This window comes from Krasilnikoviella flava, from assembly GCF_900167525.1.
Classification (GTDB): Bacteria; Actinomycetota; Actinomycetes; order Actinomycetales; family Cellulomonadaceae; genus Isoptericola; species Isoptericola flavus.
In genome coordinates, this window is sequence record NZ_FUZQ01000002.1 from 618,693 (window position 1) to 640,089 (window position 21,397).

The 21,397-nt window shown below is 74.7% G+C and carries 21 protein-coding genes; 17 read left to right on the forward strand and 4 right to left on the reverse strand.

What is annotated here, in order from left to right; all coding sequences use genetic code 11:
- The first annotated feature begins 76 nt into the window (after positions 1-76).
- The 3 genes from B5Y66_RS07480 to ychF are packed head-to-tail and all read left to right on the forward strand — an operon-like array spanning position 77 to position 3,084.
- Positions 77-1,117, forward strand: coding sequence for a GNAT family N-acetyltransferase (locus B5Y66_RS07480; protein WP_079572975.1), 1,041 nt, complete (start codon positions 77-79; stop codon positions 1,115-1,117).
- Positions 1,118-1,172: 55 nt separating this feature from the next.
- Complete coding sequence (locus B5Y66_RS07485) at positions 1,173-1,973, forward strand: DinB family protein (protein WP_079572977.1); 801 nt, start codon at positions 1,173-1,175, stop codon at positions 1,971-1,973.
- A gap of 25 nt (positions 1,974-1,998) precedes the next feature.
- Entirely contained in the window at positions 1,999-3,084 is a 1,086-nt protein-coding gene (gene ychF, locus B5Y66_RS07490; RefSeq protein ID WP_079572979.1) for a redox-regulated ATPase YchF, read from the forward strand.
- 115 nt (positions 3,085-3,199) lie between these two features.
- On the opposite strand, the gene B5Y66_RS07495 is transcribed toward ychF, so the two are convergent.
- From B5Y66_RS07495 to B5Y66_RS07505, 3 genes are all read right to left on the reverse strand, one after another.
- Positions 3,200-3,946 carry an alpha/beta hydrolase gene (locus tag B5Y66_RS07495; RefSeq protein ID WP_281251991.1) on the reverse strand — a complete coding sequence of 249 codons (747 nt, stop codon included), beginning with the start codon at positions 3,944-3,946 and terminating at the stop codon, positions 3,200-3,202.
- Positions 3,947-4,329: 383 nt separating this feature from the next.
- Entirely contained in the window at positions 4,330-5,562 is a 1,233-nt protein-coding gene (locus B5Y66_RS07500) for a N(5)-(carboxyethyl)ornithine synthase (protein WP_079572981.1), read from the reverse strand.
- Between the two features lie 78 nt (positions 5,563-5,640).
- Positions 5,641-6,231 (reverse strand): ArsR/SmtB family transcription factor, encoded by a 591-nt coding sequence (locus B5Y66_RS07505; RefSeq protein ID WP_079572983.1) that lies wholly within the window; start codon positions 6,229-6,231, stop codon positions 5,641-5,643.
- Between the two features lie 57 nt (positions 6,232-6,288).
- On the opposite strand from B5Y66_RS07505, the gene B5Y66_RS07510 reads away from it, so the two are divergent.
- From B5Y66_RS07510 to B5Y66_RS07535, 7 genes are all read left to right on the forward strand, one after another.
- Positions 6,289-6,855: a dienelactone hydrolase family protein gene (locus tag B5Y66_RS07510; protein WP_079572985.1), complete on the forward strand. Its 567-nt coding sequence runs from the start codon at positions 6,289-6,291 to the stop codon at positions 6,853-6,855.
- A gap of 117 nt (positions 6,856-6,972) precedes the next feature.
- Positions 6,973-7,215 (forward strand): hypothetical protein, encoded by a 243-nt coding sequence (locus B5Y66_RS22680; protein ID WP_217700748.1) that lies wholly within the window; start codon positions 6,973-6,975, stop codon positions 7,213-7,215.
- Positions 7,212-7,637 carry a globin domain-containing protein gene (locus B5Y66_RS07515; RefSeq protein ID WP_217700749.1) on the forward strand — a complete coding sequence of 142 codons (426 nt, stop codon included), beginning with the start codon at positions 7,212-7,214 and terminating at the stop codon, positions 7,635-7,637. The genes B5Y66_RS22680 and B5Y66_RS07515 overlap by 4 nt, the downstream gene beginning before the upstream one ends.
- Positions 7,638-7,689: 52 nt before the next feature.
- Complete coding sequence (locus tag B5Y66_RS07520; RefSeq protein ID WP_079572989.1) at positions 7,690-8,145, forward strand: SRPBCC family protein; 456 nt, start codon at positions 7,690-7,692, stop codon at positions 8,143-8,145.
- Between the two features lie 190 nt (positions 8,146-8,335).
- Complete coding sequence (locus tag B5Y66_RS07525; RefSeq protein ID WP_079572991.1) at positions 8,336-9,103, forward strand: phosphatase PAP2 family protein; 768 nt, start codon at positions 8,336-8,338, stop codon at positions 9,101-9,103.
- 140 nt (positions 9,104-9,243) lie between these two features.
- Complete coding sequence (locus tag B5Y66_RS07530) at positions 9,244-9,717, forward strand: GNAT family N-acetyltransferase (protein ID WP_079572993.1); 474 nt, start codon at positions 9,244-9,246, stop codon at positions 9,715-9,717.
- Positions 9,714-10,307, forward strand: a complete 594-nt coding sequence (locus tag B5Y66_RS07535) for a hypothetical protein (protein WP_079572995.1) — start codon at positions 9,714-9,716, stop codon at positions 10,305-10,307. The genes B5Y66_RS07530 and B5Y66_RS07535 overlap by 4 nt, the downstream gene beginning before the upstream one ends.
- Positions 10,308-10,316: 9 nt before the next feature.
- On the opposite strand, the gene B5Y66_RS07540 is transcribed toward B5Y66_RS07535, so the two are convergent.
- Positions 10,317-10,805 carry an NUDIX domain-containing protein gene (locus B5Y66_RS07540; RefSeq protein ID WP_176168808.1) on the reverse strand — a complete coding sequence of 163 codons (489 nt, stop codon included), beginning with the start codon at positions 10,803-10,805 and terminating at the stop codon, positions 10,317-10,319.
- A 98-nt stretch (positions 10,806-10,903) separates the two neighbouring features.
- Between B5Y66_RS07540 and B5Y66_RS07545 the strand changes: the two genes are divergently transcribed.
- The 7 genes from B5Y66_RS07545 (at position 10,904) to B5Y66_RS07575 (ending at position 21,343) form a co-directional block, all read left to right on the forward strand.
- Positions 10,904-11,713 carry a GNAT family N-acetyltransferase gene (locus tag B5Y66_RS07545; protein ID WP_245806972.1) on the forward strand — a complete coding sequence of 270 codons (810 nt, stop codon included), beginning with the start codon at positions 10,904-10,906 and terminating at the stop codon, positions 11,711-11,713.
- Positions 11,714-11,723: 10 nt separating this feature from the next.
- Positions 11,724-11,939 carry a hypothetical protein gene (locus B5Y66_RS07550; RefSeq protein WP_079572999.1) on the forward strand — a complete coding sequence of 72 codons (216 nt, stop codon included), beginning with the start codon at positions 11,724-11,726 and terminating at the stop codon, positions 11,937-11,939.
- Between the two features lie 40 nt (positions 11,940-11,979).
- Positions 11,980-14,958 (forward strand): ABC transporter permease, encoded by a 2,979-nt coding sequence (locus B5Y66_RS07555; RefSeq protein WP_079573001.1) that lies wholly within the window; start codon positions 11,980-11,982, stop codon positions 14,956-14,958.
- A complete protein-coding gene (locus B5Y66_RS23115; RefSeq protein WP_079573003.1) occupies positions 14,958-17,696 on the forward strand; it encodes an FtsX-like permease family protein in 2,739 nt (912 codons plus the stop codon). The genes B5Y66_RS07555 and B5Y66_RS23115 overlap by 1 nt, the downstream gene beginning before the upstream one ends.
- 58 nt (positions 17,697-17,754) lie before the next feature.
- Complete coding sequence (locus B5Y66_RS07565) at positions 17,755-18,729, forward strand: ABC transporter ATP-binding protein (RefSeq protein WP_079573307.1); 975 nt, start codon at positions 17,755-17,757, stop codon at positions 18,727-18,729.
- Positions 18,726-19,451 carry an ABC transporter ATP-binding protein gene (locus B5Y66_RS07570; RefSeq protein WP_079573005.1) on the forward strand — a complete coding sequence of 242 codons (726 nt, stop codon included), beginning with the start codon at positions 18,726-18,728 and terminating at the stop codon, positions 19,449-19,451. The genes B5Y66_RS07565 and B5Y66_RS07570 overlap by 4 nt, the downstream gene beginning before the upstream one ends.
- A 212-nt stretch (positions 19,452-19,663) precedes the next feature.
- Positions 19,664-21,343: a peptide ABC transporter substrate-binding protein gene (locus B5Y66_RS07575; RefSeq protein WP_079573007.1), complete on the forward strand. Its 1,680-nt coding sequence runs from the start codon at positions 19,664-19,666 to the stop codon at positions 21,341-21,343.
- Positions 21,344-21,397 lie beyond the last annotated feature (54 nt).

Here is a 21,397-nt window from a genome sequence, read left to right on the forward strand (position 1 = left end):
GGTCCGGCGCCCTCATGCCGCGCTGCGTGGGTGCGCGGTCACGGGCCGGCCAAGGGCACTTTGCGACAATAGACGCGTGACCTCCGCGAACCCCGATCACCTGTCCCTGCCTGACGGCTGGACGACGTCCGCCCCCGACCTGTCCGACCTGCCCCGCCTCGGCGACCTGCGCGGGGCCGCCGCCGCACCGTTCACCGGGTCGTCGGTCGTGAACCAGGACGCCCTGGCGGCCGAGGTGGCAGGTCCCATGTCGTGGACGCGTCGTCAGGTGGTGGCGCGCGACGCCGACGGCGTGGTGCGGGCCTGGGCGTGGGCGCACGACCGCGCCGCCGGGCGCGTCGTGGTCGGCGTCGACGTCGACCGCGGGGTGCCCGAGGCCGACGAGCTGGCGGCCGCGGGGTACGCGTGGGCGGCGCGGCAGGGCCGGGAGCTCGCCGCCCAGCGCGGGCTCCGGCGCACCCAGCTCGACGCGGGCTCGTACGCAGGCGACGAGACGCAACGGCGCTGGCTGGCCGCCGCGGGGTACGGCCGGGCCCGCTCGTGGCTGCAGATGTCGCGGCCGGTCGTCGCGGAGGAGGCCTTGCGCGGGATCCTGCCCGACCCGCGGCCGGGCGTGACGGTGCGCCGGGTCGCGACGCACGACGACGGCATGCCCGTGGCGGACGACCTGCAGACCGTGCACCGGGTGCTCGAGAGCGCGTTCGAGGACCACTTCAACTCCTACCGGGAGAGCTTCGGGGAGTTCCTGGTGCGGCTGCGTTCCGACCCCGGTCACCGGTGGGACCACTGGTGGCTGGCGTTCGTCTCCGACCCGCAGCGCCCCGACGTGCCGCCGGAGCCGATGGGGGCGCTCGTCGGCGCGGTGCTGCCGTCCGGCCCGTCGGGCAAGGAGGGCAGCTACATCGAGTACCTGGGCGCCGACCGCCGTGCCCGCGGCCGCGGGGTGGCGACGGCCCTGCTGTTCGCCGTCGTGCGTGACGCCGCGGCCCGGGGTCGTGACCGCGTGGGGCTCGAGGTCGACGCCGACAGCCCGACGGGTGCCGCGTCCCTGTACGAGAGCTGGGGCTGGCGCACGGCGTACGTGACGGAGTCCTGGCACCAGGACGTCGACGTCTGAGCCGCGCGCGACGCCCGGTGGGGCCGGTGTCGGTGCCCGCACCTACCGTCGCGGCATGACTCTGTTCGGGCCGGACGACGAGCTGCGGGGCGCGCGGCTCGTCGAGGCCGACATGACCGGCGCCACGTTCCGCCTCACGAAGCTCGACGGCGTGCGTTTCGACCAGAGCTTCATGCCTGGAGCGGTCATGCGCGGCGTCGACCTCACCGACGCCGACATCGACGGCCAGATCACCGGGCTGCGCGTCAACGGCGTCGACGTCGCGCCGCTGGTCGAGGCCGAGCTCGACCGCCGGTACCCGGGCCGTGAGCAGGCGCGCTCCGCGGACCTCGCCGAGCAGCGCGCGTCGCTGGACGCGGCGCTGGCCGCCTGGGACGCGCACCTGGCGCGTGCGGCCGCCCTGGGGCCCGGGGCCGTCGACGACCAGGTCGACGGCGAATGGTCGACGGCGCAGACGCTGCGGCACCTGGTGTTCGCGATGGACGGCTGGGTGCGGTACGGCCTGCGAGGGATCGACGACGCGTTCTGGTACGCGGGCCTGCCCTTCACGGAGTACGAGCCCGAGGTGGCGGCGCTCGGCGTCGATCTGACGGCGACGCCGCCCCTGGCGGAGACCCTCGAGGCCCACGCCGACCGGATCGCCCAGGTGTACGCCGTCTACGACTCCCTCGCCGGCACGGACGTCACGGTCGACGCCCCGCGGCTGCCGCCGTGGGCGCCGGAGGGCTTCACCCGTGCGGTGCACCAGAGCATCGGCGTCGTCGCCCGGGAGCACTGGGCGCACCTGCAGTTCGCGGAGCGCGACCTGACGACGCTCGAGGGTCGCGCCGGGAGGCTGGTTGGGGGAGCCGGGTAGTGCCCGGCACGTAGACTCTCCCGACGTGGCACTCACCATCGGCATCGTCGGCCTGCCCAACGTCGGCAAGTCCACGCTCTTCAACGCCCTGACCCGCAACCAGGTGCTCGCGGCGAACTACCCGTTCGCGACGATCGAGCCCAACGTGGGCGTGGTCCCGCTGCCGGACCCGCGGCTGGACAAGCTCGCGGAGATCTTCGGCAGCGAGCGGGTCCTGCCCGCGACGGTGTCGTTCGTCGACATCGCGGGCATCGTCAAGGGCGCCTCCGAGGGCGAGGGGCTGGGCAACAAGTTCCTCGCGAACATCCGCGAGGCGGACGCGATCTGCCAGGTGACGCGCGTGTTCGACGACGGCGACGTCGTTCGCGTCGAAGGCTCCGTGGACGCCGAGGGCGACATCGAGACCATCTCCACCGAGCTGATCCTCGCCGACCTCCAGACGCTGGAGAAGGCGCTGCCGCGGATGGAGAAGGAGGTCAAGATCAAGCGGGGCGACGCCGCGCTGTTCGCGGCCGCCACCACCGCGCAGAAGATCCTCGAGGCCGGCACCACGCTGTTCCAGGGCGCGAAGGCCGAGGGGCTCGACCTCGCCGACATCGCCTCGCTGCAGCTGCTGACGGCCAAGCCGTTCATCTACGTCTTCAACACGGACGACGCGGGCCTCGCCGACCAGGGGATGCAGCAGCGGCTGCGCGACCTCGTCGCCCCCGCGGACGCCGTGTTCCTCGACGCGAAGTTCGAGGCCGAGCTCGTCGAGCTCGAGCCGGACGACGCGCGCGAGATGCTCGCCGACTCCGGACAGGACGAGGCGGGCCTCGACCAGCTCGCCCGCGTCGGGTTCCACACCCTCGGCCTGCAGACGTACCTCACCGCCGGTCCCAAGGAGTCCCGCGCCTGGACCATCCACAAGGGCTGGACCGCCCCGCAGGCCGCCGGCGTCATCCACACCGACTTCGAGCGCGGCTTCATCAAGGCCGAGGTCATCTCGTTCGACGACCTCGTCGAGGCCGGCTCCGTGCAGGCCGCCCGCGCCGCCGGCAAGGCGCGCATCGAGGGCAAGGACTACGTCATGCAGGACGGCGACGTCGTGGAGTTCCGCTTCAACGTGTAGCTGCTTGCCTGCTCGGGGCATCTGTGGCGCCGATGGTGCGCGCCGATGACCAGCGGCCCGAAAGCTTCGCACGGTGATTCTCGTGAGACAGGTGCGCCTCACGGGTCACGAGCATTCACGAAGCCCCCGGGCGGGGCACCTGCTGCAGCAGGGCCTGCACCTGATCGACCACCAGGTCGGGGCGGGAGACGAACGGGTGGTGCCCGGTCGGCAGCTCGACGGACCGCGTCGCTCGACCCGCGTGGATGCGCTGCAGCTCGACCGAGGTGCTGCGATCCTCCCCGCAGACGATGTACGTCGAATCGGCACCCCGCCAGCCGGCGGCACCGGTCGGCGTGACGAACGCGCCGGCCGCCTGCGGGGTCACCCGCTCCCATGCCTGACGCTGGGTCACCTCGTCCGTGTCCTGAAGGAATCGGGCTCCGAACGTGGCCGTGTCGTAGCCGGAGACGCTCAGCGTGCCGTCCCCGTTGTCGCCGATCGAGACCGGGTCGTCCTCACCGCTCATGATGGCGGCCTGCGACTGCCCGACGTCGGGCAGGTAGGACGACACGTAGAGCAGGTGCGCGACCGCGGGATGCCGGCCCGCCTCGGCGATGACGGTGCCTCCGTAGGAGTGACCGACCACGATCGCGGAGTCCACCGCGTCGAGCTCACGGCGAAGCGCCGCCGCGTCGGCGACCAGGCCGCCCGCCATCTGCTCGGGCGTGGTCTCGCCACACGACGGCAGCGCGAGGGCTCGGCTCCGGATCCCGGTACGTTCCCGGAGCAGGTCTGCGGCTCGCCGCCACCACCATTCCCCGTCGCGCACCAGAGCACCATGAACGAATATCAGCTCCACCGGGACACCTGAGATCTTCATCTCAGTGACCCTACGGATCCACGCACGGTGCAGGGGTCGAATCTGCTGACGGCGCATCGACGCGCCGAGGCATCCGGCTCTTCGTCGACCCGGTGGGGGCGTGACCGCCTACGCCGTCGCCCCGGACGGTTCGTCGGGAGACCAGGCGGGGTCGCGGAGGCCGGGGCAGTTCTCGGGGCTCGGGTAGCCCGGCGACCTGACCGGGGTGCGTCGCTCGCGGGCGATCCCGCAGAGTTCCACGCGCGGATGGCGGAGCTGTTCGGCGTGAGCTGATGATTGCGGAATTGCGCGTCGACGCGTCATTGCGATTCGGTTCGACGTGCGGACCGGTGCGTTCTGCGTGGCAATCTGAGGCCGTTCTACCTCGTCCTGCGCCGGCCCGCCTACGGCTGAGGTGCCAGCCGCTCCGCGTGCGGAGAGTGCGGATAGGTCTGCTCGCGGTCCTGGAAGCTCAGGATGCTCGGGTTGTTGACGACTCCGTCCTGGACCTCGATCGCGCGGGAGATGGTGAGGTTCTCCGCCCACGAGCCAGGCCCCTCCAGGACCGTGCGCAGGAACGGCAGGACCGCCTCGCTGATCTCCCACGTGGCCGAGTTCCACAGGTATGACGGGCTGTGGTCGACGGCGTAGTAGTTCACCCCGCGTCCCACCGTGAACATCGGCTCGTCGAACGTGGTGGGCCTCGCCCACTCGAAGCCCATCCCCTCGTCGCACGAGACGTCCACGACGAGGCTCCCCGGGGCGAATCTCGCCAGGTCCTCGGTGCGCAGGTAGGTCAGCGGCGAGGCGACGTCCTGCAGCGTGCAGTTGACGACGATGTCGTGCGACGCCAGGAACTCCGGGAGCAGGACGTCGCCGTCCTTCGTGGGCACCGTGCTGAGGTGGGTCGGGCCGCCGTCGGTGTGGAGCTGGGTGATGTGGGCGGTGTGGATGGGCGAGCCGACGGCGGAGGCACCGCGCTGCGTGAGGACCTGGATGTCGTGGATCCCGTGCGCCTTGAGCGCGGTGACGGCGCCTCGCGCCGTCGCGCCGAAGCCGATGACGACCGCGCTGCGCCGCGGCCCGTAGTCACCCGTCGACCCGACGAGGCTCATGGCGTGCAGCACCGAGCAGTAACCGGCGAGCTCGTTGTTCTTGTGGAACACGTGCAGGCTGAAGTCGCCCCTGCGGGTCCAGTGGTTCATCGCCTCGAAGGCGATGAGCGTGAGCCGACGGTCGATCGCCGTCTGCGTCATCCCGGCGTCCTGCACACAGTGCGGCCATCCCCACAGGACGCCGCCCTCGGGGATCGCGGCCACGTCCGCCGCTTGCGGCTTGGGCAGGAGCAGCACGTCGGCGGACCCGATCACCTCGGAGCGTTCCGCGACCATGCCCACGCGCGACTCGACGTACCCGGGTTCCAGCTGGAAACCGGCCGCGTAGCCGCGCTCGACGATCATCCGCGCGCGCACGTCCGGGTCGATCCGGTCCAGGTGACGGGGGTGGATCGGCAGCCGGTGCTCGTTCTCCATCGAGGACCCGGCGAGCAGCCCGAGGGTGAGCAGGCCGCCCCTCGGCGGCGCGCGGTGCGGCGCCGCGGCGGTGACAGCAGGAAAGGGTCGGACGGTGCCGGACATCCGGACTCCCATCATCGGGGAACCGGGGTTAGCTCCTGGCCCGAGTGTAGGCTCCGCGTCCCGCCGCCGGGGCGCCGCTCAACGGTCGTCGTGCGACGACGGCGGGAGCCGGGGGTGGTCCGCGACCGGGTAGACGCCGATCGCGAACCCGTGCACCAGGTCGCCGCGGCGCGGGAGGGTGTCGAACTCCTCCACCAGCGCCGCCATGCGCTGCCAGAACTCCTCCTTCTGGGCCTCGTCGATGCGCGCGTGCCGGAGGAACCCCCACAGCTGTCCCTCCAGGTACGCCGGACGGGACTCGCGGGCGGCGACCTCGAAGTCGTTGAAGTCCAGCGGCCGGCCGCTGCCGTCCTTCTTCCCGCCGTCCGAGCCCTCGAGCGAGATGTGGAACAGGCGGGCGGTGCGGCCGTAGAACGCCTCCTCGACGGCGCGCACCCGGCGCGTCCTGACCACCCGCAGGAGTCCCGCGTCGGCGAGCACCTTCACGTGGTGGGCGACGGTGCTCTTCGGCCGGTCGACCGCGGCGCTGAGCTCGGTGACGCTCGCCGCCCGTTCGTGGAGCAGCCCGAGGATCGTGGTGCGCAGCGGGTTGCCGAGCGCGCGGACCTGGGCGGGCCGCGTCAGGGCGATCCGGTCCTCGAGGTCGTAGTCGGGGGTCTTGCCGTCCATGACCGCAGATACTAACGTTCTAGAACGTTCGATGTTTCTGGATCATTGGAGACCCTCATGGCCGAGATCGTCCTGTTCCACCACTCGCAGGGGCTCACGCCCGGGGTGCGCGCGTTCGCCGACGACCTGACCGCCGCCGGGCACACCGTGCACGTCCCCGACCTGTTCGAGGGCCGCATGTTCGACGACGTCGAGTCCGGCGTCGCGCATGCTCGCGAGATCGGGTTCGACACGGTCCTCGACCGGGGCGTCGCCGCCGCGGAGGCGTTTCCGGCAGAGGTCGTGTACGCGGGCTTCTCGATGGGGGTGATGCCGGCGCAGAAGCTCACCCAGACCCGGCCTGGCGCGACGGGCGCGCTGTTCGTCGACGCGTGCCTCCCCGTCGAGGAGTTCGGCTCGTGGCCCGACGGTGTGCCGGTCCAGGTCCACGGCGGCGTGGACGACGAGTGGTTCGCGGAGGACCTCGAGTCCGCCCGCGCGCTGGTCGGCTCGACGCCGACGGCCGAGCTCTTCCTCTACTCCGGCACGGCGCACCTGTTCGCGGACTCGTCCCTGCAGGGCCACGACCCGGCCGCGGCCGGCCTCCTGCGCCAGCGCACGCTGGCGTTCCTCGCCTCGCTCTGAGATCGCTCCGTCCGTCCCCGTGCTCCGGCCGCGCTGTCCCGCGTCGCGCGAGCGTAGCCTCGACGAAGGGCCGGGCGACGAGGAACCGGCGGACGCGCGCCGGCGACGGAGGTGGCGATGACGAGCACGGGTGGAGTCCGCACGTCGGGAGCATGGAGCGGCGATCGGATCGGGCGGCTCAGCCTCCGGCTCGACGCGGTCTATTGCGCAGCCCTGGGGATCGTCGCGGCGGCCGCGGCAGCGACGTTCTCGGTTTTCGGCGCGACGGCGCTCGTCGTGGTGTCGCTGCTCGCCATCGCTGCCGACGTCGGCCTCTTCGCCGCGAGCCAGGGCCTCGCGCTGCGCCGGCTGGCCTCGTGAACGCGAGCCTGTACGAGGACGTCGGCGGCTTCGACGTGCTGCTGGCGGTGTGCCGTCGGTGGAACGCGCTGTGCCTGGCCGACCCGGTGGCGGCGCACCCGTTCGCGCACGGCACGCTGCACCCCCAGCACGACGAACGGCTCGCCGCGTACCTGGCCGAGGCGCTCGGCGGCCCGCGGCTGTACACCGGCGGGTACGGGGACGAGACGACGGTGCAGCGCGTGCACGCGGGCAACGGGGCGCACCCGGATCTCGACGAGGCGTGCGTCCGGCTGTTCCGGCAGGCGCTGGACGACGTCGGCGTGCCCCCGGCGGCCGGCGAGCGCGTCGGCGACCACTTCGAGCGGCAGACGGTCGCCATGCGCGTCTACGGAGGCAGCCGCGACGACGTGCCGTCGGGTCTCGCCCTCCCGTCCGCGTGACGCCTCGGCTCACCCTCGAGGGCCGGCGCCCGGCTGGGCCTACCATCGCCGGGTGCCGACGATCGTGCTGACCACCGAGATCCCGTCGTCCCCGGAGGCGTGCTTCGCGGCGAGCCTGTCCGTGGACGCGCACACCGCGTCGATGCGCCGGTCGGGGGAGCGGGCGGTCGGCGGTGTGACGTCGGGTGTGATGGGCCCCGGCGACACGGTGACGTGGCGGGCGCGGCACTTCGGCGTGCCGATCCGCATGACGTCGCGCATCAGCGCCCACGACGCGCCGCACCGCTTCGTCGACGAGCAGGTGGCCGGTCCGTTCCGCCGCTGGTGGCACGAGCACCGGTTCGAGGCGGTCGCAGACGGCACCCTGATGACGGACACGGTCGAGTTCACGTCGCCGGCCGGTCCGCTGGGCCGCCTGGTGGACCGGGTCGTGCTCACCGGCTACATGACGCGGCTCCTGCGGACGCGCAACCAGTGGCTCGTGGGGGCGCTCTCGCCGCGCGACTGACCGTGACGCGCCCGGCATCGGCGAACGTGCGGGACGCCACACCCGCACGCCCGGGCGTCACCCCTACCCGGTATCGGTGCAGGTCAGGGATGCGGGGCGGCGTCGCGCACCGCTTGCTCCCCCCGTCGTCGCGCTCGTGCGGGGTGGAACGACCAGGCGATGCCCAGGTGCGCTGCTTACCCTGGCCGCGATGTTGCTCCAGGCTCCCCCCGCGCCCGCGCGCGCCCTCGACGGCACGCGGCCCGGTCCCCGCGGGGGGCGTGGCGGCCGCCCCGACGAGCACCTCGCCCGGCTGACCTCCGCGCCGGCGCTCCTGGTGGGCCTCGTCGTCGTGACGCTGCTGGCGGCGGGCCCGCTGCAGGGGATGGACGAGGCCGCGCACGGGCACTGGGCGCGGGAGCTCACCCCGGGCCTGCAGCCGTTCATCCAGCACGTCCTGGACCCGATCGCCGGGCAGGCCGTGTGCCTGCCGGTCCTCGCGGTCGTCGCCGCCACCCTGTCGTGGCGGCACCGCACATGGCGCCCCCTGTGGTGCGCGGCCATGGCCGAGCTGGCGTTCTACGGGGGCGTGGGGCTGCTCAAGGTGGTGCTCGCGCGGCCGGCGCCCACCACCGACGACGCCGACCTGTTCGACGGCGGCCTGCGTCAGCTCGGCTGGAGCGGCATCAGCTTCCCGTCGGGGCACGCCGCGGAGGCGGTCCTGATCTACGGCACGGCGGTGTACCTGGTGGGCCGCTGGACGAACGCGTCGGCGCGCACGATGAGCCTGCTGCGGCTCGCCGTCGGCCTGGTCGCGCTCAACGCGGCGGCGGTCTCGTACTACCTCGGCTGGCACTGGATCAGCGACCTCGTGGGAGGGCTGCTCGTCGGCGGGCTGCTGCTGCGCCTGCTGGTCGAGGCGGACCGCCGTGGGTGGCGGTGGCGGTCCCGCCGAGCCGTCGTCGCCCGGCACCTCTGACCCCGCCGGTGAGCCGCGCCGGTCCAGCGCACGACCCCGACGGCGTGGGCGAGCGTGGGAGGCAGGGGCCGGCCGGGCTTCCGTGACATCCGTGGGTCGTCGGGAGGTGCTCGCGACCGTGCGGGGCGAGGATGGCACGCATGGCGGGATGGACGGTCGTGCGGGTCACCGACCCGGCGGAGCTGGTCGCGGCGTCGCACCTCTTCGACGGCCCCGTGTCGCCCGAGGGCGCGGCGGACACGCTGCGCCGCCCCGGCCACGTGGTGCTGCTGGCGCGCGCGGCCGACGGGCGCGACGTCGGGTTCGTGTCGGGCGTCGAGATGCGGCACCCGGACAAGGACCCCGAGATGTTCCTGTACGAGCTGGGCGTGGACGCGGCATGGCGGCGCCGCGGTGTGGCGTCCGCGCTGCTCGCGGCGCTGCGCGACGTCGCCCTGGCGCGCGGCTGCCGCGGCATGTGGACCGGCACCGAGGCGGACAACGCCGCGGCGCTCGCGACCTACCGCGCCGCGGGAGCCGAGATCGACGACGGGTCCGTCTTCGTCGTCTGGGACGACCTGGACGCGGGTCCGCGCGAGGCGACGAGCCGGACGGACGAGGGGGACGCAGGATGACGGGGACCGTGGCGACGCTACGGCGCGCGTGGGGCGAGTTCGTCGGCCCGGAGGCGACGCCGGTGAACCACGCGCTGACGGCGCTGACCACGCTGGTCGGGGCGGTGGCAGCGCCGGCCGCCGCCCGCGCGCGGGGCGCCGACTCGCGGCGGGCGGCGGCCGCTTTCCTGCTCGCCGTCGATCTCTCCGGCGGGGCGTACGTCAACAACACGCGCGCGTGCGCCCGCTGGTACGAACGTCCCGGCCAGGGGGACGGCGCGCACTACGCCTTCGCCTCGCTGCACGTGCACCCCGCGGCGGTCGCGTGGCTCGACGCCGGCACGGCGGGCCCGGGCGGGCGGCGGGTGCACCCCGCGGTGTGGGCCGCGGCGCAGTACGGGTACCTGATGGCGGCCACCGTCGTCGTGCGCCGGAACCCCGCGCGACGTCGCGTGCTCGGCGTCGCGCTCACGGCCGGCGGGCTCGCGCTCGACGCCGCCCTCGGGCCGTCGCGGGTCGCGCCGTGGTTCGCCTGGACCTACTACCCGAAGCTGGTGCTCGGCCACGCCTCGGCGGCGCTCTGGTCGGACGAGGACCTGGCGCCCGCCTGACCGGACGGGTCAGTCCCAGACGCCGCGGTCCCCGGCGACGAGGGTCTCGACCATCGTCACGTGCGGTCCGAAGAGCGGCTCGGGCAGCCCGTCGAGGGCGAACCAGCCCAGGGCCCGCGTCTCGCCGCCGTCGGCCGCGAGCGTCCCGGACACGACGCGGGCGACGAACATCGTGACGACCGCCTGGACGACGTCGCCGTTGGGGTAGGTGTGCGACCGGGCTCCGGAGAAGACGCCGAGGAGGCCGTGGGGCTCGACCACGAGTCCGGTCTCCTCGCGGGTCTCGCGCACGGCGGCCTCCGCGACCGTCTCGCCGAGCTCCAGCGCGCCCCCGGGCAGCCCCCACGGTCCGCCGGGCTCGCCGCGCTGCTGCAGCAGCACCCGCGTCGCTCCCGCGCCGTCCTGGTCGAGGACGGCGCAGCCGGCGCTCGGCATGAAGATCGGGTCGTGGCCGACCAGGGCCCGGAGGCGGTCGACGTAGCTCTCGGGCTGGCTCACGGCACCGACCCTAGTGGTGGCGGGGAAGGGCATGCCCGCCTCGAGTCTCCCGGTGAAAACCGTTGCCCCGCGTGCGGGGCTCTGGAAGGGTGGCCGCCGTGAACGTACCCTCCGCGGACGTGGACGTCCCGAGCCTCCTCGCCGCCTACGACGACCAGCTCCGGACCGATGCCGAGACGCCGAGCGCCGTCGCCGTGACCCGGCTCGGGCCGCTGCGGCTCGTGGCCTTCCTCGGCGGGCGCGGGTTCGTCACCTACCGCGACCTCGGCGGCGCGGACGCCGCGACGGTCCGCGGCTTCGTCGCCACCGCGCTCGCGCACTTCCGCGCGGACGACACGATCTCGAACGTCGAGTGGAAGACGCGCGGTCACGACGTCGCGCCCGGGCTGCACGAGGCCCTCGTCGACCACGGCTTCGAGCCCGACGACCCGGAGTCGATCATGATCGGGGAGACGCGGTCCCTCGTGGCCGACGTCCCGCTGCCCGAGGGCGTGACGCTGCGCCGCGTGACGGCGGAGGCGGACGTGCGGGCGATGTCCGCGATGGCGGACGAGGTCTTCGGCGACGACCCGCTGACGTCGGGGCACGCCGACCAGATCCTCCGGCGCCAGGAGCGGGACCCCGAGATGGAGCTGTGGGTGGCCGAGGCGGACGGCCGGGTGATCAGCGCCGGTCGCCTCGAGCCGGTGCCGAACACCCAGTTCGCCGGCCTCTGGGGCGGCTCCACGCGACCCGAGTGGCGAGGTCGCGGCATCTATCGCGCGCTGACCGCGGCGCGGGCACGCTCGGCCCTGGCACGCGGCAAGGTGTACCTGCACAGCGACTCGACCGAGTTCTCCCGACCGATCCTGGAGCGCTCCGGGCTGGTCAAGGTGTCGACCACGACGCCGTACGAGTGGCGGCGCTGAGGACGACGCCGTGGGACTCGAGGACGACCCGTTCGACCACCGGGTCACCAAGGACGGCACGGTCCTGGTGAGCCGCGGCGGCCGGCTGGTCGTCACGGTCGCGGGGGCGCGCGCCGCCCGGCTGGTCGCGCTGCTCGGTCGTGACCCGGCGATCGACCAGGAGCTGCTGGCCCGCGTGACGGGGAACTACCGGCGCGGCAACGAGAAGCGCGGGCACCGCCCGTGACCGCCCGGCGCCCTCCCTCCGCCGCCGTGAGGACGGTCCGATGAGCCGCGCCCGGCTGCTGGTGCGCCGCGCGGGCGCGCACCGCGGGCTGCTGGTCCTCGTCGCGCTGCTGGTCGCCACGGTCGCGGCGGCGCTGGGCACGACCGTCGGCACGGTGCACGCCGCCGAGGCGCGCGTCATCCACGACGGCCTGACGCGCGGCGGGGCGCCCGGCGTGGTCGCCGTGACCACCCGCCTCGCCCCGCCGCAGGACGCGGCCGCGCAGGACGCGGCGCTGCGCGGCCACGTCGACGCGCTCTTCGCACCCGCCCCGTACGACCTGGTCCGCGAGGAGATCCCCGACGACGACTCGGACGACCCGTTCGTGCGCTGGACGCTCACGCCGGACGTCGCCGCGACGGACACCGCGGACCTGGAGCTCCTCGCCTCCGGCTCGGACGCGCTCCTGGAGACGGTGCTCGCCGACGACGCCGTGGCCGTGCGCGGCGCGGAGGTGACGGGCGACCTGGGGGAGCGCGCGCAGGACGCCGCCGCGGCGACCGGCGCGTCGTCGGCCGTCGCGCTCGTCCCGATGCTGGTGCTCGCGCTGGCGGGCGTGGTCGCCGTCGCGCAGGTGGCTCGACTGCTCGCGGCCACCCGCGCGGGCGAGGTGCGGCTGCTGGTCTCGCGCGGCGCGTCGCCGCTCCAGCTCACGGCCGCCGCGGCGGCGGAGGCCGCCGTCGTCCTCCTGGCCGGGGCGCTCGTCGGCGTCGGCGCGGCGGCCGCCGTGCTCACGGCGCAGGGGGTGCCCGGCAGCTCGCTGACCGGCGCCCTCGCGCCGTCGGCCGGCGTGACGGCGGCGGTCGCCCTCCTGGTGCTCGTGGCCGTCGAGGGCATGCAGGCCCGCGCCGCGGCGGCCCTGCGGCTCGCGGACACGGCCGGCCGCGCCCGGCGGGCCGCCACCTGGGGCACCGTCGTGCTGGTGCTCGTCGCGGCCGGGGTCGCCTTGTGGCTGCTGCGCCGGTACGGCTCCCCGCTGGTCCCGACGCCCGACGGCGGCCAGACGGACCCGGCGGCCGCCGCGGCTCCCGCCCTCGTGCTCGCGGCCGCGGCCGCCGTCGCGGTGGCGCTGCTCGGCCCCCTGACGCGCGCCTGGGCGGCGACAGCCGCCCGGCGCTCCGGCACACGGGTCCTCGCGGCGCGGCAGGTGTCCCGCCGGCTGGCCGTCACCGCCGTGCCCGTGGTCCTGGTGGTGGTCGCCGCGGGGAGCGTGGTGCTCGCGTCGGCCTACGCCGGGACGGGGCAGGGGCTCCGCGCGACGACGGCGCACGTTGCCGCGGGCGGCGACGTGCGCGTCGTCGTGCCGGGCGCCTCGCCCGGGCCCGCCGCCGCGTACGAGGCGCTGCCGGGGGCGGCCGCCGCGGCGCCCGTGCGGGTGGCCGAGGGCACGGTGGACGGCGTCGCCGTGTCCACGACCGGGATCCCCACCGACCGGATCGCCCCGGTGGCGCGGGGACCCGCGGGCCCCCAGGGGGTCGACGAGATCGCGGGGGCGCTGCGCGGTCCCGGGCCGTACGCCGACAACCCCCGGCTGCCGGCCGGCACCACCGGCCTCGCGCTGCACGCCACCGGGCAGTACTACGTGGTCGACGAGAGCGTCGCGGCCGGGGTGGCCGGCGCGCCCGCCTCCTGGGCGTCCCTCGAGGAGGCGGCCGCGCCGACGCCGTCCGATCGGGCGAGGCTCCTGGCGCTCGAGGGCTCGACGATCGGGCTCACGCTCTGGCTCGCCGACCCGGACGGGCAGCTGGTCGGCGTCGACGTCGAGGACCTCGACGTCGACCTCGACGGCGGGCCCGACGGCGGCACCGCCGAGGCGCGCCCGATCGGGCCGGACGAGGGCTCGGTCGGGCTCCGGGCCGACGTGCCGCCGGCCCCCCGCGCGGCCGACGGCGCGCCGGGCGCCTGGACCGTCGTCGCCCTGGACACCCGCCTGCCCGGTTCGCCCGGACGGGTCACGACGCTGCGGCTCGCCGTGGACGGGATGGACGCCACCACGGACGACGGCGCGACGTCGGCGGTGGACGTCGGGGGCGTCGACTGGACGCCCGCCCGCGACGACCCCGCGGCGGACGCGGTCTTCGATGCCCGTCAGGGCACGGGGCTGAGCCTCGCGACCCAGGTCGAGTACGACGCGATGCCCGCGCCGTTCCGCGTCATGGTGGCAGGCACCGGGCGCGACGACCTCCCCGCCGTCCTGTCCCGGGACCTGGCGGCCATGCTCGACGTCACGACGGGCGGGTCGACGGACCTCCCGTTGGACGCGGGCCCGCCGCTGTCGGTGCGGGTGGTCGACGTCGTGGACGTCGTGCCGGGCTCGCGGCACCCGGAGGCCGCGATGGTCGGGCTCGGCGAGCTGCAGGCGGCGTCCCTGCGTCTGTCCACGGTCGTCCCCGGCGCCGAGGAGATGTGGGTGCGCGCGGCCCCGGACGCGGGCCCGGCCGGCGTCGACCGGCTGGCCACGGAAGCCGACCAGGCTGTCGCTCAGGCCGCGGGCCGGGAACCGGCCCGGGTGACGACGTCGTCCGGGACGGGGAGCGTCGACGCCGCGGGGCCGGTGCGCCAGGCGTTCGGCGTCGCCGCGCTCGCCTCCGTGCTGCTCGCGCTCGTGGGAGTGGGGGCCGTGAGCGTCGCGACGGTGCGCGAGCGGCGCGGCGAGGTCGCGGTGCTGCGCGCCGTCGGTGTGCCCCCGCGGGCGCAGGGGACGAGCCGCGCGCTGGAGCTGGTCGTGGTCGCCGGCGCCGCGCTCGTCACCGGGCTCCTGGCGGGGTGGGGGCTGGCGGCCGCGGTCGCCCCGGGTCTGGCGGCGGCCACGCTCACCGGGTTCGCCGTCGTCCCGACGGCGGTCACCGCGTTCGCCCCGTGGGCGGGCCTCGCGCCCGGCCTCCTGCTGGCCGTGGGGCTGGCGGCCGTCGTGCTCGCGGTGCGGGCCGCCGTGACCGCGCAGGCTCGCGAGGGCTCCTATCGGGAGGAGGTTCGCTGATGCTCTGGCTGCTGCTGCGCCGGCACCTGCGCACCGCGTGGGGAACCGCGCTCGTCCTCGCCCTGGTGACCGTGCTCGCGGCCGGGGCCGCGACCGCTGCCACGCGGGCGATCGCCGAGATGCGCTCGGAGCAGGTCACCTACGCCACCGAGCAGCTGTCGCCCCAGCGTCGGGACGTCTCCTCCCGCGCGGCGGTGGTGCCCGGCGGGGGCGTGTCGGCGACGGACGCCGCACCGACCGAGCCGGCGACCGCACCGACCGTCCCGCCGGAGCCCCGGTGGGCCGAGTTCCTCGACGGCATGGTGAGGCTGCGCGACGACCGGCCGCAGCCGCTGCGCGACGTGCTCGGCGAGCCGTCGTTCGCCGTCTCCTCGAGGGAGACCACGACCGAGCAGGTGCCCGGTTCCGGCATCCAGATCCCGCAGGTCGTGATGCGGGCGACGGCGCGGATGACGGAGGACCTGCGGCTGGTCGAGGGCGAGTGGCCCGTCGCGACGCCGGTCCTCACCGGCTTCAACGGTCCCGAGGGCGACGAGCCCGTGCAGGTCGTCCTGTCCCGCTCGGCCGCCGAGACGCTCGGGTGGGAGCTGGGCGGCACGTACGCCGTGGACGTGTGGAAGTTCCCCCCGCTGCGCGTGGTCGGGCTCACCGAGCCCGTCGACCCGGACGCGAGCGCCTGGTACCACCAGCCGTTCGGGCGCGACGCCCAGCTGGGTACCACCCCGAGCGGCGCCACGATCGCGACGGCCGCCGTGTACGTCTACCCCGCGATGATCGGCTCCCTCGCCTTCCGGGGGGCGAAGACGGAGCTCTGGTACCCCGTCGCCGTCGAGGGCATCGAGTCCGACGAGGTCGCCGCCCTCGCCGACCAGGTCCGTGGCCTCACGCACGAGACGCTCGACGTGCTCCCGGGCGACCCGGTGACGCTCCAGGGGCGCACCAGCCTCTCGGACGTGCTCGACGGGCTGATGCGCGAGCGCGTGACGACCGACGCGGTCCTCGCGGTGCTCGTCGTCGGACCGCTCGGGGCGCTCGGCGCGGTCATGGTGCTGGCCGCGCGGCTCGTCGTCGAGCGGCGCCGGTCGGCGCTCGCGGTGCTGCTCGCCCGCGGCGCGACCGGGACCCGGCTGCGGATGCTCACGGCGGCCGAGGGACTCGTCGTCACCCTGCCCGCGGCCGTCGTCGGCGTGCTCCTCGGCCTGCTGGTCCGGCCGGGCGCGGTGACGGGGACGCAGGTGGTGTGGGCCGCCGCGGCGGCGCTGGCGCCGGCCGCGGCGGCCGCCGCCGTGACGGTGCCGCGCGCCCTGCGCGGCCAGCGGCGCGACCTCGCTCCGGGCGCGGGCGGGCGCCGGCGCCGGACGGCGGAGCTCGCGGTGATCGGCCTCGCCGCGCTCGCGGTCGTGCTCCTGGCGCGTCGCGGCGTCGTGGGCGGGGCCGGCTACGGCGGGGTCGACCCCCTGGTCGCGGCGACCCCGTTGCTCGTGGCCGTCGCGGCGGCGCTCGTCGCCGTGCGCGTGGTCCCGCTGGTGGCGCGCGGCCTGGAGCGGCTGCTGTCCCGGCGCCGCGACCTCGTGCCGTTCCTGGGGGCGGCCCGGGCCACCCGCGCCCCGGCCGGCGGTGTCGTGCCCGCGCTCGCCCTGGTGCTCGCCGTCTCCGTAGGGGCGTCGTCGGCCGTGCTGCTGTCCACCGTGGACGCCGGCGTCGCGCGCCAGGCGCACGTCCAGCTGGGCGCCGACCTGCGGGTGTCGGGACCCGCGCTGTCCCCGGAGGACGTGGCGGCGCTGCGCCGGGTGGACGGCGTCGCCGGGGTGGCGACGACTGCCCGGGTGCTCGAGACGGGCCGGCTGACGGGGCCCGACGGACGCTCCCGCCCCGTGCAGGTGCTGGCCGTCGACGCGGCGGGCCTCGCGACGGTGCAGGACGGCGTGCCCGAGGCGCCGCCCGGAGTCGCGGCGCTGGCCCGCCCGGCCGCCGACGGCGCGCTGCCGCTCCTGGCCCTCCGGGTGCCGGACGTCGCGGCGGGGACGGCAGGTCTCGTCCTCGACCTGCAGGACGAGACCGCCGACGTCGTGGTGGCGGGGGCGACGGACCAGGTGCCGGGCGTGAGCGACGCCCCGGCGACGGTCGTGCTCGATGCGGGCATCCTCGCCGGGCCGCTCGACATGGCGACCGAACCGCACACGGCCCTGGTGGCGCTGGAGGACGGCGCCGACCCGGCGCAGGTCACCGCGGCCCTGCGCGCCGTGGTGCCCCGGGCCACGGTCGACGACCGGACGACGGTGGCCGCCGCGCTGCTCGACTCGCCGGCCGCGCGGGGGATCGCGACCGGTGCCAGGGTCTCCGTCGCGCTGTCGGGGGGCCTGGTCGCGCTCACCGTCGCGCTGACGCTCGTGCTGGCCGCCCCGGACCGCGAGCGCCTGCTCGCCGTGCTGCGCTCGATGGGGCTGCGACGGGGGGAGACGCGCGGTCTGGTCGCCTGGGAGGTGGCGCCGTGGGCGCTCGGCGCGCTGGTCGTCGGAGGGCTGGTCGGGGCCGCGGTGCCGGCCCTGCTGCGCGCTCGCGTGGACCTGACGTCGCTGACCGGCGGCGGACCGCAGCCCGCGCTTGCGGTCGACCCGGTGCTGGTCGTCGCGGGGGTGGCCGGGTTCGTCGTGACGGTGGTGGTCGGCGCGGGTCTGGCCGCGGTCGTCGGGCGCCGGGGCGCCACGCCGGAGCGGTTGCGGGAGGCGGCGGAATGAGGGAGGACGACAGGTGGGCGACGACGGGGACGACCGGGGACGACGTGGTGGTGACGAGATGGTGGTGACCCAGGAGGAGGCCTGGCCTGCGGCGGACGCCGCCGGGACGGGGCGTGACGAGATCCGATGCCGCGGGCTGGTGCGCATCTTCGCGACGGACGGCGTCGAGGTGCAGGCGCTGCAGGGCCTGGACCTCGCCGTGGACCGCGGGGACCTGGTCGCGGTCGTGGGCGCGTCCGGCTCCGGCAAGTCCACGCTGCTCAACATCCTGTCCGGCATGGACCTGCCCACCGCGGGCTCCGCCGTCGTCGCGGGCACGGACCTGCTGACGATGTCGCGGCGCGACCGCGTGCACTATCAACGGTCCACGGTCGGGTTCGTGTGGCAGCAGACGGGACGGAACCTGCTGCCCTACCTGACGGCGGCCGAGAACGTCCGCGTGCCCCTCGAGATCGCGCGCGCGGGGACGCGGGCCGGGCGTGCGGCGCGCGTGGCCGAGCTCCTGGAGCTGCTCGACGTCGGGCACGTCGCCGACCGGGTCCCGCGGCAGATGTCCGGCGGGCAGCAGCAGCGGGTCGCCATCGCGGTCGCGGTGGCCGGATCGCCTCGTGTGCTGCTGGCCGACGAGCCCACGGGCGAGCTGGACGAGGCGACGAGCGTCGAGGTCCTGGAGGCGCTGCGCGGGGTGAACGCCGCGACCGGGGTGACGACGCTGATCGTCACGCACGACCCGACGGTCTCGGAGCACGTCGCCCGGACGGTGCAGATCCGCGACGGCCGCACGTCGACGGAGGTCCTGCGCCGCACGGAGATCGACGAGCACGGGGCGCAACGGCACGTCGCCGAGGAGTTCGCGGTGCTCGACCGGGTGGGTCGCCTGCAGCTGCCGCAGGACTTCGTCGGCGCCCTGGACCTGCGCGACCGCGTGCGCCTGGCGCTGGAGCCCGACCACGTCCAGGTGCGCCCGGACGGCCGGTCGCAGGACGCGCTGCCGGGCCATGACGGTGGGCGCGGGACGGGGGAGCGGCGATGAGCGTCACGGCGACGGCGGTGCTGCGCGCCGAGGGAGTCTCGCGCGTCTACGGCAGCGGCGCGGGCGAGGTGCGTGCCCTGGTGGACGTGTCGGTCGAGGTGGGTGCGGGGGAGCTGGTCGTCGTCGTCGGGCCGTCCGGTTCCGGCAAGTCGACGCTGCTGCACCTGCTGGGCGGGCTGGACCGGCCGACGACGGGCACGGTGCACCTGGGCGCCGACCCGGCGGCGGACGGGGGACCCGGCGCCGTCGAGCGCGAGCTCGGCGGCCTGGGCGAGGACGAGCTGCACGCGGTGCGTCGCACGGAGATCGGCTTCGTGTTCCAGTCGTTCGGGCTGGTCCCGGTGCTGTCGGCCGCCGAGAACGTGGAGGTGCCGCTGCGCCTGGCGCGCGTCGACGCCGCCGCGCGAGCCGCCCGGGTGGCGGAGGCACTCGAGGCGGTCGGTCTCACGGACCACGCCGAGCAGCGGCCCTCGGAGCTGTCGGGCGGGCAGCAGCAGCGGGTGGGCGTGGCGCGAGCACTGGTCGCGCGCCCGCGCGTGCTGCTCGCGGACGAGCCGACGGGGCAGCTCGACTCGGCGACGGCGGCGCGCGTCATGGCGCTCCTGCGCGACCTGGTCCACTCGCGCGGGGTGGCGGCCGTGGTCGCGACCCACGACCCGGAGCTCGTGGCCATGGCCGACCGCGTGCTGGTGGTGCGCGAGGGCCGGTTGGTGACGGTCTGACGGCGTTCGGGCCAGGATGCCGGTGGTGCCCCGGAGGTTGCGGCCAGATACCGGATTGGTCACGGTTCCGGGCTCAAACCGGACCAAGGGTATGACCGGGCCCCGAACCGTGACTAGGCTCACCCGCGCACAGTGCAGTGCGCGGGCACACGCGCCTGCACCTCACCGAGGGGTCGTTTCCCGCCGGTGAGCGACTCAACTCAGGAGGACACGTGACACCTCGACGACGACTTGCAGGCATCGGGGCCTTCACCCTCGCCTCGGCCCTGCTGCTGTCCGCGTGCGGTGGCGGCTCGGGCAACGACCCCGAGGCCAGCGAGAGCGGCCCGAGCAGCGGGATCATCACCGTGATGAACGGTGAGCCGCAGAACCCGCTCATCCCCACGATGACGAACGAGACCAACGGCTCGCTCGCCATCACCAACGTCTTCGCCGGTCTCGTCTACTACGACGCCGATGGCCAGCCGCAGAACGACATGGCGGAGTCCATCGAGTCCGACGACAACGAGACCTGGACGATCACCATCAAGGACGGCTGGGAGTTCACCGACGGCACGCCCGTCACCGCCCAGAGCTACGTCGACGCCTGGAACTACGGTGCCTACGGGCCCAACGCCCAGAACCTCAGCTACTTCTTCGAGCCCGTCGAGGGCTTCGCGGACGTGAACTTCGCCGAGGACCAGCTGGACAAGGACGGCAACCCGAAGGAGGGCGAGAAGCCCGCCTCGGAGACGATGAGCGGCCTGAAGGTCGTCAGCGACACCGAGTTCACGGTCAAGCTCAGCCAGCCCGAGTCGGACTTCCCGATCCGCCTGGGGTACTCGGCCTTCATGCCGCTCCCCGAGGCGTTCTTCGACAACCCGGACGCGTTCGCCGACAAGCCGATCGGCAACGGCCCGTACCTGGTCGAGAACTGGGTGCACAACGAGGTCATCGAGCTGCGCCCGAACGCGGACTACCAGGGCGAGCGCAAGGCGCAGAACGGCGGCGCCGACCTGATCGCCTACACCGAGGAGGACACGGCGTACAACGACCTCCTCGGCGGTCAGCTCGACATCGTCAAGAACGTGCCGTCGTCGGCGTTCTCCACGTTCGAGGACGAGCTGGGCGACCGCGCGATCAACCAGGCCTCGGCCGTCATCCAGGTCGTCAACGTCCCGGAGTACGTCAAGGAGTTCCAGGGCGACGCGGGCGTGCTGCGTCGCGAGGCCATCTCCATGGCGATCGACCGTGACCAGATCACCGAGACGATCTACAACGGCACCCGCACCTCGGCGAAGGACTTCACCTCGCCGGTCATCGACGGCTGGTCGGACAAGGTCCCGGGCAACGAGGTCCTCACGTACGACCCCGAGAAGGCCAAGTCCCTCTGGGACGAGGCCGAGGGCATGGACCCGGTCGGCGGCGACTTCACGCTGCAGATCGCCTCGAACGCCGACTCCGACCACCAGACCTGGGTGGACGCCGTCTGCAACAACGTCCGTAGCGCGCTCGGCATCGGGTGCGAGTTCGACCCGTACGCCACCTTCGACGAGTTCCTCGACGCCCGTGACAACGAGCAGATCAAGGGTCTCTTCCGTGGCGGCTGGCAGGCCGACTACCCGGCTCTGAGCAACTTCCTCGGGCCGATCTACGGCACGGGCGCGGGCTCGAACGACATGGGCTACTCGAACAAGGAGTTCGACGCCAAGCTGAAGGAGGGCAACGGCGCGACCGACCCGGACGCCGCGATCCAGGCGTACCAGGAGGCCCAGACCATCCTCTTCGGTGACATGCCGGGTATCCCGCTGTGGTACCAGAACGCCACCGGCGGCTTCAGCGAGGACGTCGAGAACGTCGTCTTCGGCTGGGACAGCGACCCGATCCTGTACCAGGTCACCAAGCAGGGCTGACGCCCGATTCGGTGATGGCCGGTCGCGTCCGGTAGGTTCGCGGCCGGCCATCAC

What these genes read in the sequence shown, in the direction of transcription:
- B5Y66_RS07485 (WP_079572977.1), top strand. Translation starts at nt 1,173, where the DNA reads ATGACTCTGTTCGGGCCGGACGACGAGCTGCGGGGCGCGCGGCTCGTC.
- B5Y66_RS07495 (WP_281251991.1), bottom strand. Translation starts at nt 3,946, where the DNA reads ATGAAGATCTCAGGTGTCCCGGTGGAGCTGATATTCGTTCATGGTGCT.
- B5Y66_RS07500 (WP_079572981.1), bottom strand. Translation starts at nt 5,562, where the DNA reads ATGTCCGGCACCGTCCGACCCTTTCCTGCTGTCACCGCCGCGGCGCCG.
- B5Y66_RS07505 (WP_079572983.1), bottom strand. Translation starts at nt 6,231, where the DNA reads ATGGACGGCAAGACCCCCGACTACGACCTCGAGGACCGGATCGCCCTG.
- B5Y66_RS07510 (WP_079572985.1), top strand. Translation starts at nt 6,289, where the DNA reads ATGGCCGAGATCGTCCTGTTCCACCACTCGCAGGGGCTCACGCCCGGG.
- B5Y66_RS22680 (WP_217700748.1), top strand. Translation starts at nt 6,973, where the DNA reads ATGACGAGCACGGGTGGAGTCCGCACGTCGGGAGCATGGAGCGGCGAT.
- B5Y66_RS07525 (WP_079572991.1), top strand. Translation starts at nt 8,336, where the DNA reads ATGTTGCTCCAGGCTCCCCCCGCGCCCGCGCGCGCCCTCGACGGCACG.
- B5Y66_RS07530 (WP_079572993.1), top strand. Translation starts at nt 9,244, where the DNA reads ATGGCGGGATGGACGGTCGTGCGGGTCACCGACCCGGCGGAGCTGGTC.
- B5Y66_RS07535 (WP_079572995.1), top strand. Translation starts at nt 9,714, where the DNA reads ATGACGGGGACCGTGGCGACGCTACGGCGCGCGTGGGGCGAGTTCGTC.
- B5Y66_RS07555 (WP_079573001.1), top strand. Translation starts at nt 11,980, where the DNA reads ATGAGCCGCGCCCGGCTGCTGGTGCGCCGCGCGGGCGCGCACCGCGGG.
- B5Y66_RS23115 (WP_079573003.1), top strand. Translation starts at nt 14,958, where the DNA reads ATGCTCTGGCTGCTGCTGCGCCGGCACCTGCGCACCGCGTGGGGAACC.
- B5Y66_RS07565 (WP_079573307.1), top strand. Translation starts at nt 17,755, where the DNA reads ATGGTGGTGACCCAGGAGGAGGCCTGGCCTGCGGCGGACGCCGCCGGG.
- B5Y66_RS07570 (WP_079573005.1), top strand. Translation starts at nt 18,726, where the DNA reads ATGAGCGTCACGGCGACGGCGGTGCTGCGCGCCGAGGGAGTCTCGCGC.